This window comes from Brachyspira hampsonii (assembly GCF_001746205.1).
Taxonomy (GTDB): Bacteria; Spirochaetota; Brachyspiria; order Brachyspirales; family Brachyspiraceae; genus Brachyspira; species Brachyspira hampsonii_B.
In genome coordinates this window covers 498,062-513,361 of record NZ_MDCO01000001.1, presented here as the reverse complement: position 1 = coordinate 513,361, position 15,300 = coordinate 498,062, and the positions used below count along the sequence as shown (strand labels likewise).

Here is a 15,300-nt window from a genome sequence, read left to right as displayed (position 1 = left end):
TAAAAAGTTATTTACATACCCCGCCCTTTATACTTTTTGTATTAATTTGAATTTTTTGGCTTTATTTATACTAGATACTTAAACAAAAAAAGCATGCCCGCCCAAGTTTTTTATTTAATTTATGAATTTATACATGAAAAAAGGAGGCTTAAAAAATGCCTCCTTTGAAATTTTTTAGTTTAGATATTAAGAATCAAGAAAATCTTTTAATTCTTTTTTCTTTGACTGAGCCCTTAATCTTCTTATAGCCTTAGCTTCTATCTGACGAATACGCTCTCTAGTAACTTTGAATACATATCCCACTTCTTCAAGAGTATGAGAATAACCATCAACAAGACCAAAACGCATTCTTATAACCTTTTGTTCTCTGTCAGGGAGGCTATCAAGTATTGAGTCTATTTGCTTTCTTAAGATTTTGAAAGTAGTAATATTTTGAGGACTTTCAAATTCTTTATCCTCTATTAACTCACCCAAAATAGTATCTTCTTCATCACCTATAGGAGCGTTTAGAGAAACAGGATCTTTAGCAACATTTCTTACACTTTTAACCCTGCTTTCAGGCCAGCTTAAAGCCTTTGCTATTTCCTGAATAGAAGGCTCTCTGCCATGCTGCTGCATATACTGCCTTAACACCCTTTGAACTTTGTTAATTTGTTCTATCATATGAACAGGAACCCTTATAGTCCTAGCCTGATCACTTATAGAACGAGTAATAGCCTGACGAATCCACCAAGTAGCATAAGTAGAAAATTTATATCCTTTTTTGTATTCAAATTTATCTACAGCCTTGATAAGTCCGATATTACCTTCCTGAACTAAATCAAAGAAATGAAGCCCTCTATTAACATACTTTTTTGCTATTGCTATAACAAGTCTTAAATTAGCTTTAACAATATGATCTTTAGCCTGAGCGATCTTTCTTCTTGATGAATCTATTTTACGAACCCATTCAACCAAAGTTTCTTTATCAATACGAACTTCATCATAAATATCAGCCATACGAACCTGTGCTTTATGAAAGCTAGTTATAACAGCCTCTATAGCTTCAGGAGTAATATTAAAGTCATCTACAAGTCTTATGTATATATCTTTATTACCAGCTTCTATCTCTTTATAATAATTTTCAAAGTCAGATATTTCTTTATAGTATCTTTTTTTAAGTTTTTCAAAATACTCTTCTATCTGATTTATTCTATGCAAATAGAACTTTAACTTTTCAGCTATTCTGTCTATTTCCATTCTGTTTAATCTTACTTTACTTAAAAGTTTTACTATACTATCTTTAACTTCCTGCTGTTCCTTAGTAAGAGCTTTAATAGTCTTTTGAGTTGTAATTTTCTTTATTCTCTTATCCAAAGCAATGTATTTTTCAGCTAATAATACATACTCTTTTTCAAAGTTTTTATACTTTCTCTCTAATTTTCTCTTTTCCTGAGTAGAAACATTATATATCCTAGGAGGTTCTAATATTTCATGTATAGAAACTTTTCCTATCTGTACATTTTTAATAGTATTCAATACTTCCCCTACTACAAGATGAGTATTTAAGATTATATTTTCAATTTCAGATTCTCCTGATTCAATCTTCTTTGAATAATCTACCTCGTCATCATGAGTAAGCAGACTAACCTTTCCAATTTCTTTAAGATAAAGCCTTATAGGATCATCATTATTTCCAACCTTATCCTCAACATGTATGAATTTAGCAGCATCATCAATTTTATTTTGATTTTTAGAAAGGCTTTCAAACTCTCTTTTGTCTTCAACGATAACAATTTTTCTTGCAGCTAATAATTGAAAAAGTATATCCATTACATCAGTATCCATATTATCAATGGCACCGTTAATCTCTTTAAATGTAAGATATTTATTTGCATTTCCTTTTTCAAGTAATTTTCTAATCTTTTCATTATTTTTAATCAAAAGATCGCAATCTTCTTCTGTCATCATAAATCACTTCCTTGATGTAATTTTTCTTTTTGCTTATTAAGTAAACTTATTCTGCGAGCTGCCTCATAAATATTATCTAAATTATCCAAATTGATACTATTTTGTACTTCTTTTTTTTCGGAGTCTATGCAGCCGCTTTTAATTTTAATAATAAGCTCCTCCAGTTTTTCATATATATTTTCACTATATAATTTTTGCTTGCTCAAAATCTGCTTGGCTATATGCTCATTTCCTAATACATTAAGAGCATCTTCAACACTTGCATCTTTATTAAGAGTTAAGAGTCTTATATAAAATTCTCTTGTTATATCTTTTTTAATAAGATCTACACTAATTTCTCTTTCAGCCTCTTTAATTAAAGAAGGATTCAGAGCAAGTAAATATATTAAACTATTTTCATAATAAAATTTATTATCTACATTTTTTACTTTTTTGTCATCTTTTATAACGGAAGCATGCTGATTTGCATTATATGTATTTAAATAGTCCTTATTAAAAGCTTCTCTATCAACATTAAGTTTAGAAGCTATATATGAAATTATCATTTGTTTCTCTGTTTCACTTTTTACAGCATCTAAATATTTATAAAAACCATTAATAATATCTAATTTTTCTGCTATAGATAAGGAAAGAATATCTTTTTTTATCTCACTATCTATAACAAAATCATACCAATTTAGTTTATTATTATGTAATATATCAAACCGGCTTCTGCTATAAACTGTAAAAAATTCATCTAAATCTTTAGTTTCTTTTACACATAAAATAGTCAATTTTAAATCAGACTTTAACAATGTAATTACAGCAGATTTAGCAGCTTTTATACCAGCTTCATCGCTATCTAAAGCAAGTACCACATTTTTAGTGTATTTTTTTATTTCTCTTGCATGCTCCTCTGTAATTGCCGTACCCAAAGTACCAACAACATTTTTTATCCCCATTTTATGGCATGCTATAGTATCCATATAGCCTTCAACTAATATTACTTCATCTTGCTTCATTATGTATGATTTAGCAATATTTATTCCATATAATGAAGATTTCTTTTTAAATATTAGGCTTTCTTTAGAATTAAGGTATTTAGGCTCTTTACCATCTATACTTCTTCCTCCGAAACCTACTATCTCCTCTCGTTCATTTATTATAGGAAACATTATTCTATTAACAAATGTATCATAATAATGATTAGGGTTATTCTTGCTTACGCTAACCAAACCCAATATATTCATATTATTTACTGTAATTTTATTCTCTATTAATGCATTCATCAAAGCATTCCAACTAGGAGGTGCATACCCTATTCTAAACTCTTTTATAATAGAGAATGGTATCTTTCTTGATTTCAAGTATTTTTCAGCATCTTTATAGAAATAATTACCATTCTTATCTTTTAAAAACAGGTTTTTCCCAAAAAAGTTGCATGCTATTCTGTTAATTCTTCTGCTTTCTAAATATATTTTATCTTTTTGTGTAGTTTTTGCAGAAAAAAATCCGCTTACATCAACTGAAAATCTATTGCCTAAATACTGTACAGCCTCTTTAAATGATTTATTCTCTTTTTCTTTAAGGTATGTAATAACATTGCCTTTAGCCCCGCAGGTAAAACATTGATACACGCCTTTAGAATCATCAACCGACATAGAAGGATTAGTTTCTTGTCCGTCTTTATGAAAAGGGCATTGTACAGTATATTGACTTCCCCCTCTATGTATTACTTTATATCTATCACTTAATATGTCAATTAAAGATACCCTAGACAATAGATTATTTAATTTTTCAATAAATAAATTATCCACAATAAATAAACTCAAACTTTAATATCTATATATTAATCGGATACAGCAATATTAAAAATTATATATTATCCACATAAATAAATATCCATAAATATAAAAATATTTTAAAAAAAGTCAAGTATTTTTAATATTTATTAATAAAACTATATAATTCAGAATCAATTTATTTTAGATATTTATTACTTGACAAAATTTTGTTTTTTATTATTATAGTATGAATATGTTTTGCGGAGACCTACAGTGCATAGTTATTTTGAAAAAAGTGAGAAAAGAAGAAGGATCTTAAACAAAATAAAATCAAGAAGGATTATTATAGATAAATTTAATATACCATTAGGCATAGTGCCTAGTGAATATGTTTACCCAATGGAGGGTACAAAAATAGAATTAAAAAACACTGATAACGGTGATATATATTCATATAAAATATCCGTTTCAGCAGAAAAAATATTTTCATTGTATATGAAATTATTAAAATTATTTCCATCTTACGGTACCATGGTTATAGAAAGAATCAGTGAAGATGTTAATAGAGATTTCGATGTTCTTATGAGTGATCCGGATATCTCATTAAATGAAATAAGAAAAGTATTTAAAAGATATAATGAATTATGGATTGAATGCGGATTCGTTGGATTTGGCGTTATAGATGAGCTTACTGAATTTGAAATTTTTATCAATTTAAATAAAGAAATAGAAATTAACACATCATATAAAAATATAAAAAAAATTAACCGTATATTAAATTCATATAAACTCTTTAATGATGAAGTTTCTTTCATCAGCGATTATGAACATATACATTATTCTTTATCATCTATAGTGGCAGATGAGGGCTGTTCTGAGAATTATGAATATATTTTTGATTACTATGATATCATAAATAATCTAAAATCAGATTATGGATTCACTACTGTCAATTTAAATGATTTAAATAATATTATAAAAATGCCTAAATGGTGGAATGTTACGGTTAAGGGCTTAGGAAAATGTCAGAAAAGAACCTTTATGTCTACATACTATATAGTGGCAAGTACAATAGAAGAAATGGAAACTTTAATAGATGAAAAAATGAATGATATGAAAGTAGACTACTATTATATATATGATTTTTATAATGTAGATCCTAATAATTATAACTATGAAAATGTAAATGTTGCTGATATTCATAATGTATCTTTTGAAAGAGCACCTTTTGGTATATGGGGACAATCTGATGTATTTATATGCAAAGCTAAAAATATAGCTTCATATTATATTAATAAAAATTATGCAAGAACATACTAATAATAATTTTACAAATGCGTTAAAAATAAAAGAACATATTAAATATCAATTTAAATATTGTCCTTATTGCGGAGAAAAAGATTCTTTTATTTTTAATGATATAAAGATTTTTCAATGTTCAAAATGTAAAAGAACATATTTTATTAATCCGGCATCAGCTGTAGGAGTTGTAATAGAAACACCAAATGGGATAGTATTCGTTGAAAGGAAATTTGAACCTAAAAAAGGTTATATAGATATGCCGGGAGGTTTTTGCGAGCCTTATGAAAGGGCTGAAGACACTGCTGTTAGGGAAGTTTTTGAGGAGACAAATATAAAATTAAATGATATACATTTTTTTATGAGCGGAGCTAATGAATATATATATGATGGTATTATGTATGTTACAACAGATATATTCTTTTATTCAAAATTAGATTATATCCCAGATGCTGCTGCGAATGATGATGCTTCAAAAGTTATTTTTATAAAAAGGGAAGATATTGATTTTGAAAAAATAGCTTTTGAATCTGCAAAAGATGCTTTTTCTTATTACATTAATAATTTTTAATTTTTTATATGACAAATAAAAAACAAATTTTAGAGATAATATTAGCTTCATTAAGTGCCGTTTTGATAGCCGGATTTATTAGAATATTTTTCTTTGATACATATATTGTTACTAATAAATCTATGGAGCCTACTTTTTTTGAGGGAGATCAAATACTCCTTTTAAAAAAGAATTTTATATTTAATAGAATTAAAAATTTCGATGTTGTAGTATTTAATTATCATGATACAAATCTCGTAAAAAGAGTTATAGGAATAGAGGGCGATAAAGTAGAAATAAAAGACGGCGGACTTTATTTAAATGACAACCTTATAGAACATGAATATTATATATTTTCAAGCGAAGATGACGGACTCTATATTTTAGGAAATAATCAGTATTTCGTTTTGGGAGATAATATAAAGGTAAGCGAGGACAGCAGATATTTTGGGCTTATAGATGAAAAAGATATAAAAGGACAAGTTATACTAATCTTCAGCCCTAAAAAAAGATTTCAGCTATTTAATAATATTTTTCATCATAATAATATTTCAGAATAAAATTATTATACAAATATCACCTGCACCAAAAACATATAAATTATAGTACCTGCTCCTATACTTATTAAAACATTTCTTTTTATTACATGCAAAATGATTATAATTGCTATAGATATTAATTCCGGCAATGCATAAGGAAATTTTATAATATTTATATCTTTCAAACAATATATTACAAGAAGTGCTATCATAGAATAAGGAAGCACTTTCCCTAAAAACTGTACATATCTATTTTCAGATAATGATTTATTTATTATGATAAAAGGAAGAAACCTTAAAAAAGCAGTTGCTATTACAATCATCAAAGCTGTTACAAATATTTCTGTATTATTCATATATTTTTCCATCTTCATTACATTTATAAATTATACTTATAGATATGAATATCAATACCATAGCAAGTATTATAAATATATTAGTTTTAAATATTAAAATAGGTATAGAGCATATAAGCCCAATCAAAGCACCTCTATGATCTTTACTTTCAAGCCATTGTTCTGTAAATATAACTACGAATAAAGCAGTTAAAACAAAATCAAGCCCTTTAGTATTGAAAGTAATAAAAGAGCCTATTAAACAGCCAAGCAATGTACCTATATTCCAATACATGTGATTTATAAAAGACACAAAAAAAAGAAATGCATTTTTATTTATATTTTCTGGTATATCTGCCGAGCATAATATAGAAAAAGTTTCATCGCTTAAAGTATATATTAAATAAGGTTTTATAATTCCTGTATTTTGAAATTTTGATGCAAGGGATATTCCATAAAAACCTACCCTTGAATTAACTATTAATGTAAGCATAAAAGCATATAAAGGGTTAAAAGGGGCTAAAAACAAATAATTAATAGCAGTATACTGCATGCTTCCGCAATAGGCAAATAAACTTAAAAAAACGGCAAGCCAAGTATCAAGACCTTTAGCTTTCATAAGTACACCATAAGCCATACCCAAAAATATATACCCTACAAGAACAGGTATAGTAAAAGGAAAAGCATATTTTAATGCCGAAATTAAATCATGTTTTTTAGTATTCATATTATTTATAGCTTTGATTTTATATTCTTAACTTTGTTCTCATCAGTATATTTTACACTGAACTCAGGAGGTCTTAAAGCTGCTCCCATAAATACATTTTCATTTCTGTATTCCATTAAACTATTAACTGTTTTATTTGCTGTCATATGATATTCATTAGCTTTTAGAGTGTCTTTTATATATTCAATATTTCTTTCATTTATTCCGCTTCCGGGCATTATTGTTATTTTATCATTATATTTTGAAACTAATTCTTTTAATTTGATTATACCGTTCATAACATTAGCCTCTCCTCCAGAAGTGAGTATTCTCTCAAAACCAAGCGATATTATATCTTCGCATGCTTTATTCAAATCATAGCTTACATCTATTGCCCTATGAAAAGTAGCTTTACTGCTTCCCCATAAATCTAATAGTTCATCACACCTTTCTTTATCAACATTTCCTTCTTTCGTAAGTATGCCGAATACTATGCCGTCAATTTTTAATTCTTTCATGAGTTTTATTTCTCTTTTCATTATTTCAAACTCTGTATCATCATAGCAGAAATCTCCGCCTCTAGGACGCACCATTGCATATATTGGTATATTCACTTTTTCTCTTGCTAATTCCAAAACACCATAACTAGGAGTTGTTCCTCCCTCAAACATATTACCGCAAAGCTCAAGTCTGTCAGCCCCGCCTTTTTCAGCATTTATACAGGATTCTATAGAATCAACGCATATTTCTATTTTGGTATTCATAATAATGCCTTTTATCAAATTATTAAAATGTGTAAATTATACTAGAAATTTGCTAATTTTCAAAATATATTATATGATACTTGTTTATTTAATAATAAGGACTAAGTTTATGAAAAAAATATTTGTAATGTTACTTTTCAATATAATGTACATATCTGCTTTTGCTGATAGCACTAATATAACAAAGCATTTATTTTTTACTCTTGAAGGGACTATTGACAAATATCCTATTACAATAAATATACATATTCAAGATCCTGATAATATTACAGAAAATAAAAAGTCTAATATAGATGGATATTATAAATACAATAATGTTAATACTCCAATACCTATAAACGGACAAATTGATAAAAACACTATTAAATTTACTGCCTTTGATTATGATAATTCTGATAAAAAGGAAGAATTTAGCTTTAAAATAAATAATAGTCAGTTAAATAATATTATTGATTTAGGAAACGGCAAAAAGAATATTAGTTTAAAAGGAAGCTGGCAAAATAACAATAAAAAATTAAGCTGTAATATAGATACTGTAAAACCCTTAGGAGATAAAATACATACTGTTTATGATATAAAAGTTTCTAAAGAATATAAAGATAATACTTATGGTTTATCTGCACTTTATATAGAAAATTTAAAATCATCTATATATGAAGGTAAAATCATAAACAAAATAAACAATACCAATGAAATGATAAAAAAAATTAATGATGATATTCTTCAAGTAAATCTTAATAATGAAGAAGAAATTTTTTACGAAGTTAATTTTTATAATTTTGATAACAAAGTTTTTAATGATAATATTTTATGTTTTACAAGCAGGACAGAATACTATTATGGAGGACCATATCCTGATACTGCAATATCACTTTTGACATTAGATATTAATAAATTAGAAACAAAAATATTAACTTTATCAGATTTTGTCAATGACAGTTATAAATTTAGAAAAACTTTGCAAAGCGAAATTGATAAATATTATAAAGAAATTGGAGAAGATGATTTTACCATTGATGTAATAAATAAACCTGATAGTTTTTATGCTGAAAATTTAATGTCAAAAAATGTTTCAATTAACGGATATTCTGATGGTATTAGTTTGCATATAAGGTTTGAACTTCCTCATGTTGTTAGAGCACTTGATGATTTTGAAATATCTTTTGAAAAATTAAAGCCTTATTTAAAAAAGAATATTTATTCATTATTATTGCTATTTTCATATAAATAATCAAAACTTTACTTTTATAGTTATTTTTAGTATAATAATACTATGAAAGATTTAGATAGATTAAAACATATATTAAATGAGCATGTTACAGTTAATAATTTAAATAGAATTAATGATTATTTTGTACTCTATTTATTTTCACATGCGGGTAATGAAAATATAGCTTTGAACTTTATTAATGCAGTATTTAAAGATTTAAACTTTGAAACTTTTAATAAAATAGAAATATTAAATCCATCGCTGAAGGCGGCACGCAAGGTGGACAGATGTCGCAGTCGCATTAATATTGCAGAAAATTATGATGAAAAAGAAAGTAAGCACCGAAGGTGGGCAGACGCCTAGATATAAAAGCTACTACAGAAACAGGCATCACTGTTTTAATAGAGATACAATCTAGAGGAAATGAAGATTTTATAAAAAGAGCTTTATATTATTGGGCTTATAATTATAGTTCTAGTTTAAATAAAGGTTCTTTTTATGATGAATTAAAACCAACTGTGAGTATTAATATTACAAATTTCATATTAACAGATGAAGATAAAGTACATAGCTGTTATATATTAAAAGAGTTAAATAATAATAAAATTCTAACAGATCATTGTCAATTGCATTTCCTCGAGCTTCCTAAATTCAATTTAAAAAATATTTCTGCAATAGAAAGTTTAGATAATATACATAAAGAATTCATTTCTTGGATAAAATTTTTTAAGGGGGAAGACATGTCTATTTTAATGAAAGAAAATACTATATTTGAAGAAGTAGAAAAGAAATGCCTCACTTTTGTTAATGATAGTCCAGTAATGGATAAATATAAAAAACGAGAAGTAGATACTTATTTTTTTAATAAGAGTATAGAATTAGACATGAAGAAAGCTAAAGAAGAAGGTATAAAAGAAGGTATAGAGAAAGGTATAGAACAAGGTAAAAAGGAACAAAAAATATCTATAGCTAAAAGCTTCAAAAATGCAGGCATAGATATAAAAATTATAAGTGAAAATACAGGATTAAGTATACAAGAAATAGAAAAACTATAAAAGCGTTTTAAGTTCTAGCAAAATTGGACTAAATCACTTTACAAATATTTTCAATCAATAAGTTTTTCATATATAAAATATAAATAAAAAAGGCTTCTCATATATTATGAAAAACCTTTTTTATCATAAATTTATTTTATTATGGCACTACATAACCAACTTCTTCTTCACCATACATATCTCTATACTGTACTTTTACATTCAAAGCCCTAAACTGCCCTGACTGAGCTAAATTTTTAAAGCTATTATAGTATATGAAATATCTTCCAAAATCTATATTCTTCATCTTATTAAGCTCGCCTGCATAATTTATAGAGTGATCAGCATTTATAACATAACCATAAGTACTTTTAGTCATTAAATCCAAGAAATAATTAGATTTATTCGTACCGATATAAACTTGGTTTAATGACACAGCATTATTTTTAGCAAAACTTGCCACATCATTAAAGTTCATCATATCAAATACTCTGTCATCAGGACTAGTTACTGAAAAATGTATAATAGCAGTTTTCTTAAAACTATTTCCTGAAAGTCTTACCGCTTCATAATAAGCATCATCTAAAGCTGATATTCCTCCTGTAAAATGGAAAGCATTAGCATTTTCAAGTATTCTTAAATTTCTTGCATCATAATTATCAGCCTTATAAACCTGATCATTATAATGTATAACTAAAACTTCATCATTATTAGTTAAACTCATAGTGAAGTTGCTGATTTCTTCTTTTATTTTACTCTCATAAGGTTTAGCAGCAAGGCTATCCTCTATCAAATATATAAATCTGTATTCATGCAATTCAGGAGCATCATAGAAATTAACTTTATGAGCTACAGTTGAATTCTCACTAACAAAGAAATTTTCCGGAGTTAATCCAATAACAGGATTCATAGCTCTATCTCTTACTGTAACAGAAGCTACAACAACAGGAAATCTATTCAAATATTCTCTGTCTACAAATACATCTAAGTTAGCATAATACTCTTCTTTTCTAGTATATACATCTATTCTTCCAGACATAAAGTCTGTCAAATATATATTTCCATTACCCCCCTCAGCAACAGAAGTAGGCGTTACAGTATATCTCTCGGAATTATTAAATACTGTAAAATCAGATTCAATTATATCATAATAAAAAACTTTACTTCCATCAGCTATATAAAGGTTTCCATCTATGGCAAAAGATAAACCTCTAGGCTCATTAAATAAATTATGTCTGATAGTTTGAATATAGTTACCGCTCAAATCAAATTGCTGTATTCTTTTATTACCCATATCTGCAACATAAATATATTGATCATTAACAGCTATACCTGCAGGAGAAAAGAACTCTCCTTCATTTTCACCAAGTTTTCCAAAACTAAATAAGAAATTTCCGTCAATATCAAATACCGCTATTCTATTATTTCCTGTATCAGAAACATATAAATTACCATCTTTATCAAGAGCAACTGAAGAAGGACCAAGAAGCTGTCCATTACTTACACCAGATACACCAATATTTGTAATATAATTATGATTAGAATCATATTTTAATATTTTATCTTTTTTTGTATTTGCTATATATATATATCCGTTTGCATCTATATCAAAACCTCTAGGATTTTCTAATTTTTCATAAGGATAAACTTTAGCTACAAACTGAAGTACATTTCTCCACCAACTAGTCTGCTGTCTTTCCAACCTCTTTCCATGAGATATCTTACCGATTAAATTTCCATTAATATCAAATTTTTTCAAAGCAGAATCACTGTAATCCAAGACATATAAACTTCCATCAGGCATTACTTTTATCTGTATAGGCTGATTTATATTTTTTCTAAAATTAAGATTAGTAGAGAATGCTTTTAAATATATGAAATTACTCAAAGTATTCTTTTTCTCTTCAACAACATTTGCCGAATCATATTTATTAATTTTAGAAAGTATTATAGGATCTTCATAACCCATTCTGGTAATATTAAGCCATTCATTAATCGCCAAAGACATATATCCTGCTTTATATAAAGCCTTACTATACCAATATCTTATGAACTTGTCAGTAGGATTTGTATTAAGAGAGTTTCTAAAACTAGCTATGGATGCATCATATCGTTCCTGATTATAATAATGCACACCTCTTAATAACTCTCTGTATGAGTCATAAGTTTCTGTGTTTACATAATACGGAGTTTTGTCGAAAGTGTATGAAAGCGATATAGTCATTAAAAATAAAACTATAACCGCTAGAAGTTTTATTCTCATAAATCCTCTTTTATAGTTTGTGATATTTTTGCTTTATAATAGTGAACAAAAGCCCGCTATCGGGATTGAACCGATGACCCTCACCTTACCATGGTGATGCTCTACCTGCTGAGCTAAGCGGGCAAATTTGTAAAATATTATAAAATTACAGAATAAAAAAGTCAAGCAAACACAATTAAATTTTATTATGTTAACTTACTTTATATACCCTATAATGTTTTTAACATAATTCTGAGTTTCCTCTATATTAGGAATCCTCTGTAATCTATCTACCAAAGCAGGTCCTGCATTATAAGCTGACAGCGACAAATCAAGTCTTCCATTATACCTGTTTAGCATTTGAGATAAATATCTGCTTCCAGCCATAATATTAGTATACGGATCTTTAAGCATCTGTTCATCTGTAATGCCTAAACCAACACCTGTCTTAGGCATTATCTGCATCAAACCTACAGCACCCTTATGACTAACGGCATTAGGTACATAGTTTGATTCCTGCTTTATAACTGCTTTTATCAAATTTTCAGGCAAAGAATATTTTTCAGCTGCCTCTTTAATTATATCATCATACTTAGTAGGGAAACTTTCTACCGAAGCCTTCTTATAAGCATTGATAGCCTTAGCAAAATTATTTGTATTTCCTTCATAAACTCCAAAAGATATATTTCCCTTAAAAGCATCTGAAGAAGTATCTCCACTAATAACCTTGCCGTTATCTAATTTTTTATTTGTATCATTAACTATAGAACCATCAATATTATTTATTTTGTTTTCAGTATTATTTTCAGCCATAGCATCATTCAAATGTTCAGCAAACGGTTTTGAAGGAAGCGGAGTATTAATAGGAGCAAATCCTAGTTTATTAAAAGTTTCCTCAATCTCACCTATTCTTGCTTGTATTCTTTGTACAGATTCTATCATAATAATACCTCTTAATATTCATAAGCATCGCTAGCAATATACTCTTTTTTCCATTCATCTAGCTTAGCTTGTTCTTCTTTATTCATTAATTTTTTATATTCTAATAATTTCTTTTCTTTCAAAAGTTCAACTGCCCTTCTCTGTCTTGAAGCCTCCTGCAAAACTTCCTGCCTTTTTCTAAGCTCCACACTTATTTCAGCCATATTATCTTCATGAATAGTTATCTGTGAGTTTAAGGCTGTTATATATTCCCCCAAATAAATACTCATAGTAAGCATTTCATTATCATCTTCTATACTATCTACTATCCTTATTCCATCATTAATTTTTGAAATGCAGCTTTCTTTTCCATCTTTTTCTTTATTATATAAAGCAGAAACCTCAGCTACCTCAGCCTGTTTTTGCTTTTCTATATTTTTTCTAAGTTTATATAAAGGCTCAAGTTTAAAATCAAATCTCTTCATACTAAAATAAATCCAACAATTTTTAATTTATCTAAAGTATAACAACATCATTATTAGCATATTCTACATTGTCGGAAATATTTGTTCTCTCTTCTGCTCTTTTTACATCTCCGCTGTTTACTAAATCTTCTTCTATCTCTTCCTGAGAATAGAACATAGATAGAAGAGCCTCTTTACTGTCAGCAAAACTTGAAACCTCATATACATCTTGCTGCAAATATCTATCCATCATAGGCTTATAATCAATAGCCCTGTCAACATCAGGCATACTGCCCTTAGCATAACCGCCAATCATTATAAGTTCTTTAGCCTCATTATAGTCAGCACTCATCTTTAAAAATTCTCTTGCTGCCTTTTTATGCATATTGGAAACTACTTCATTCATAATCCTCGATATGCTTTTATTAACATCAATAGCAGGAAAATGCCCTCTATTGGCTAAATCTCTCGATAAAACTATATGCCCGTCTAATATACCTCTAACAGTATCAGTGATAGGTTCGTCCAAATCATCACCTTCAACTAATACATTATAAAAAGCAGTAATAGTACCTTTATTAGAAGTACCTGTACGCTCCAAAAGTTTAGCAAGCTCTGAAAATACACTTGGAGTATAACCTCTGGTTGTAGGAGGCTCACCTCTTGAAAGCCCTATCTCTCTTTGAGCCAAAGCAAAACGAGTTACAGAGTCAACCATAAACATAACATTCTTGCCTTTATCTCTGAAGTATTCAGCTATGGTAGTGGCAGTATAAGCAGCACGCACTCTCAAAAGCGGAGCATCATCGCTTGTAGCAACTACTAATATACTTCTCTTTAATCCCTCTTCTCCAAGGTCTCTTTCTATAAAATCTCTTACCTCTCTTCTTCTTTCACCAATTAATGCTATAACATTAACATCAGCATTAGTATTTCTAGCTATCATAGACAAAAGTGTAGATTTACCGACACCCGTACCGCTCATTATAGCCATACGCTGCCCCTGTCCTACAGTAAGAAGTCCGTCTATAGCTCTCACCCCTGTCTGTATATGTTTTTTTATTCTAGGTCTGTTCATAGGGTTTACAGCATTATGTGATACAGGAACAGGTGTTTCATAGAAATTATGTCCGCCCCCTGCAAGAGGTTTACCTCTGGCATCAAGAACTGTACCCAATATCTCATCACAGCACATGACAGATAATGGTCTTTCAAAAGAATAAACCATATTACCGAAAGTTATTCCATTAACAGGTCCGTAAGTAGCCAATAATACATCTTGATTTCTAAAACCTATAGCCTCAGCATCAACATAAGTATTATCATTCATATATATACGGCACATATCGCCAAGCCGGCAGAAAGGTCCTTCGCTAATTACCAATGAACCTATAACTTCTTTAACTTTTCCGTAAGATTTTAATAAAGCTACATCATCAACTACTTTTCTATATTTCTCAAATGTCTTTTTTACTTCTTTATCAAAATCTACATTTTCATCTTTAAGCATCATATTATCAAGC

Annotated in this window: 13 protein-coding genes, 1 tRNA gene and 1 pseudogene; 5 read left to right on the top strand and 10 right to left on the bottom strand. The window is 28.3% G+C overall.

Annotated features, from left to right (window positions below):
- Nucleotides 1-186: 186 nt before the first annotated feature.
- Nucleotides 187-1,950 (bottom strand): RNA polymerase sigma factor RpoD, encoded by a 1,764-nt coding sequence (gene rpoD, locus BFL38_RS02300; protein WP_008724448.1) that lies wholly within the window; start codon nt 1,948-1,950, stop codon nt 187-189.
- Nucleotides 1,947-3,746 carry a DNA primase gene (gene dnaG / locus BFL38_RS02295; RefSeq protein WP_069725537.1) on the bottom strand — a complete coding sequence of 600 codons (1,800 nt, stop codon included), beginning with the start codon at nt 3,744-3,746 and terminating at the stop codon, nt 1,947-1,949. The genes rpoD and dnaG overlap by 4 nt, the downstream gene beginning before the upstream one ends.
- A 240-nt stretch (nt 3,747-3,986) precedes the next feature.
- On the opposite strand from dnaG, the gene BFL38_RS02290 reads away from it, so the two are divergent.
- Genes BFL38_RS02290 through lepB form a run of 3 tightly spaced genes read left to right on the top strand, consistent with a single transcriptional unit; the run spans nt 3,987 to nt 6,122 of the window.
- Complete coding sequence (locus BFL38_RS02290; protein ID WP_069725536.1) at nt 3,987-5,033, top strand: hypothetical protein; 1,047 nt, start codon at nt 3,987-3,989, stop codon at nt 5,031-5,033.
- Nucleotides 5,017-5,583, top strand: a complete 567-nt coding sequence (locus tag BFL38_RS02285; protein ID WP_069725535.1) for an NUDIX domain-containing protein — start codon at nt 5,017-5,019, stop codon at nt 5,581-5,583. The genes BFL38_RS02290 and BFL38_RS02285 overlap by 17 nt, the downstream gene beginning before the upstream one ends.
- An 8-nt stretch (nt 5,584-5,591) precedes the next feature.
- Nucleotides 5,592-6,122 (top strand): signal peptidase I, encoded by a 531-nt coding sequence (lepB, locus tag BFL38_RS02280; RefSeq protein WP_069725534.1) that lies wholly within the window; start codon nt 5,592-5,594, stop codon nt 6,120-6,122.
- Between the two features lie 5 nt (nt 6,123-6,127).
- Here lepB and BFL38_RS02275 read toward each other — a convergent pair whose 3' ends face one another.
- From BFL38_RS02275 to BFL38_RS02265, 3 genes are read right to left on the bottom strand one after another with little or no spacing between them, the layout of a single operon-like run.
- Nucleotides 6,128-6,457: a branched-chain amino acid transporter permease gene (locus tag BFL38_RS02275; protein WP_069725533.1), complete on the bottom strand. Its 330-nt coding sequence runs from the start codon at nt 6,455-6,457 to the stop codon at nt 6,128-6,130.
- Nucleotides 6,450-7,163, bottom strand: a complete 714-nt coding sequence (locus tag BFL38_RS02270) for an AzlC family ABC transporter permease (protein WP_069725532.1) — start codon at nt 7,161-7,163, stop codon at nt 6,450-6,452. The genes BFL38_RS02275 and BFL38_RS02270 overlap by 8 nt, the downstream gene beginning before the upstream one ends.
- A gap of 5 nt (nt 7,164-7,168) precedes the next feature.
- The gene (locus tag BFL38_RS02265) at nt 7,169-7,906 is read right to left on the bottom strand and encodes a copper homeostasis protein CutC (RefSeq protein ID WP_069725531.1); all 738 of its coding nucleotides are present in this window, start codon (nt 7,904-7,906) and stop codon (nt 7,169-7,171) included.
- A gap of 109 nt (nt 7,907-8,015) precedes the next feature.
- On the opposite strand from BFL38_RS02265, the gene BFL38_RS02260 reads away from it, so the two are divergent.
- Nucleotides 8,016-9,137: a hypothetical protein gene (locus BFL38_RS02260; RefSeq protein WP_069725530.1), complete on the top strand. Its 1,122-nt coding sequence runs from the start codon at nt 8,016-8,018 to the stop codon at nt 9,135-9,137.
- A 42-nt stretch (nt 9,138-9,179) separates the two neighbouring features.
- Nucleotides 9,180-10,171: pseudogene (locus BFL38_RS02255) on the top strand (Rpn family recombination-promoting nuclease/putative transposase).
- 139 nt (nt 10,172-10,310) lie between these two features.
- Here BFL38_RS02255 and BFL38_RS02250 read toward each other — a convergent pair.
- The 5 genes from BFL38_RS02250 to BFL38_RS02230 form a co-directional block, all read right to left on the bottom strand.
- On the bottom strand, nt 10,311-12,413 hold the full coding sequence (locus BFL38_RS02250; RefSeq protein ID WP_069725529.1) for a 6-bladed beta-propeller: 2,103 nt from the start codon (nt 12,411-12,413) through the stop codon (nt 10,311-10,313).
- Between the two features lie 50 nt (nt 12,414-12,463).
- A tRNA-Thr gene (locus tag BFL38_RS02245) sits at nt 12,464-12,536 on the bottom strand.
- A 72-nt stretch (nt 12,537-12,608) separates the two neighbouring features.
- The gene (locus BFL38_RS02240) at nt 12,609-13,334 is read right to left on the bottom strand and encodes a lytic transglycosylase domain-containing protein (protein WP_069725528.1); all 726 of its coding nucleotides are present in this window, start codon (nt 13,332-13,334) and stop codon (nt 12,609-12,611) included.
- 11 nt (nt 13,335-13,345) lie between these two features.
- Nucleotides 13,346-13,798 carry a flagellar FliJ family protein gene (locus tag BFL38_RS02235; protein ID WP_069725527.1) on the bottom strand — a complete coding sequence of 151 codons (453 nt, stop codon included), beginning with the start codon at nt 13,796-13,798 and terminating at the stop codon, nt 13,346-13,348.
- A 31-nt stretch (nt 13,799-13,829) separates the two neighbouring features.
- Nucleotides 13,830-15,287 (bottom strand): FliI/YscN family ATPase, encoded by a 1,458-nt coding sequence (locus tag BFL38_RS02230; protein WP_069725681.1) that lies wholly within the window; start codon nt 15,285-15,287, stop codon nt 13,830-13,832.
- Nucleotides 15,288-15,300: the final 13 nt, after the last annotated feature.

Bases quoted from the DNA above. Each gene is read 5' to 3' on its own strand.
- rpoD (WP_008724448.1), bottom strand. From the start codon at position 1,950: ATGATGACAGAAGAAGATTGCGATCTTTTGATTAAAAATAATGAAAAG.
- BFL38_RS02285 (WP_069725535.1), top strand. From the start codon at position 5,017: ATGCAAGAACATACTAATAATAATTTTACAAATGCGTTAAAAATAAAA.
- lepB (WP_069725534.1), top strand. From the start codon at position 5,592: ATGACAAATAAAAAACAAATTTTAGAGATAATATTAGCTTCATTAAGT.
- BFL38_RS02275 (WP_069725533.1), bottom strand. From the start codon at position 6,457: ATGAATAATACAGAAATATTTGTAACAGCTTTGATGATTGTAATAGCA.
- BFL38_RS02270 (WP_069725532.1), bottom strand. From the start codon at position 7,163: ATGAATACTAAAAAACATGATTTAATTTCGGCATTAAAATATGCTTTT.
- BFL38_RS02265 (WP_069725531.1), bottom strand. From the start codon at position 7,906: ATGAATACCAAAATAGAAATATGCGTTGATTCTATAGAATCCTGTATA.
- BFL38_RS02260 (WP_069725530.1), top strand. From the start codon at position 8,016: ATGAAAAAAATATTTGTAATGTTACTTTTCAATATAATGTACATATCT.
- BFL38_RS02250 (WP_069725529.1), bottom strand. From the start codon at position 12,413: ATGAGAATAAAACTTCTAGCGGTTATAGTTTTATTTTTAATGACTATA.
- BFL38_RS02240 (WP_069725528.1), bottom strand. From the start codon at position 13,334: ATGATAGAATCTGTACAAAGAATACAAGCAAGAATAGGTGAGATTGAG.
- BFL38_RS02235 (WP_069725527.1), bottom strand. From the start codon at position 13,798: ATGAAGAGATTTGATTTTAAACTTGAGCCTTTATATAAACTTAGAAAA.
- BFL38_RS02230 (WP_069725681.1), bottom strand. From the start codon at position 15,287: ATGCTTAAAGATGAAAATGTAGATTTTGATAAAGAAGTAAAAAAGACA.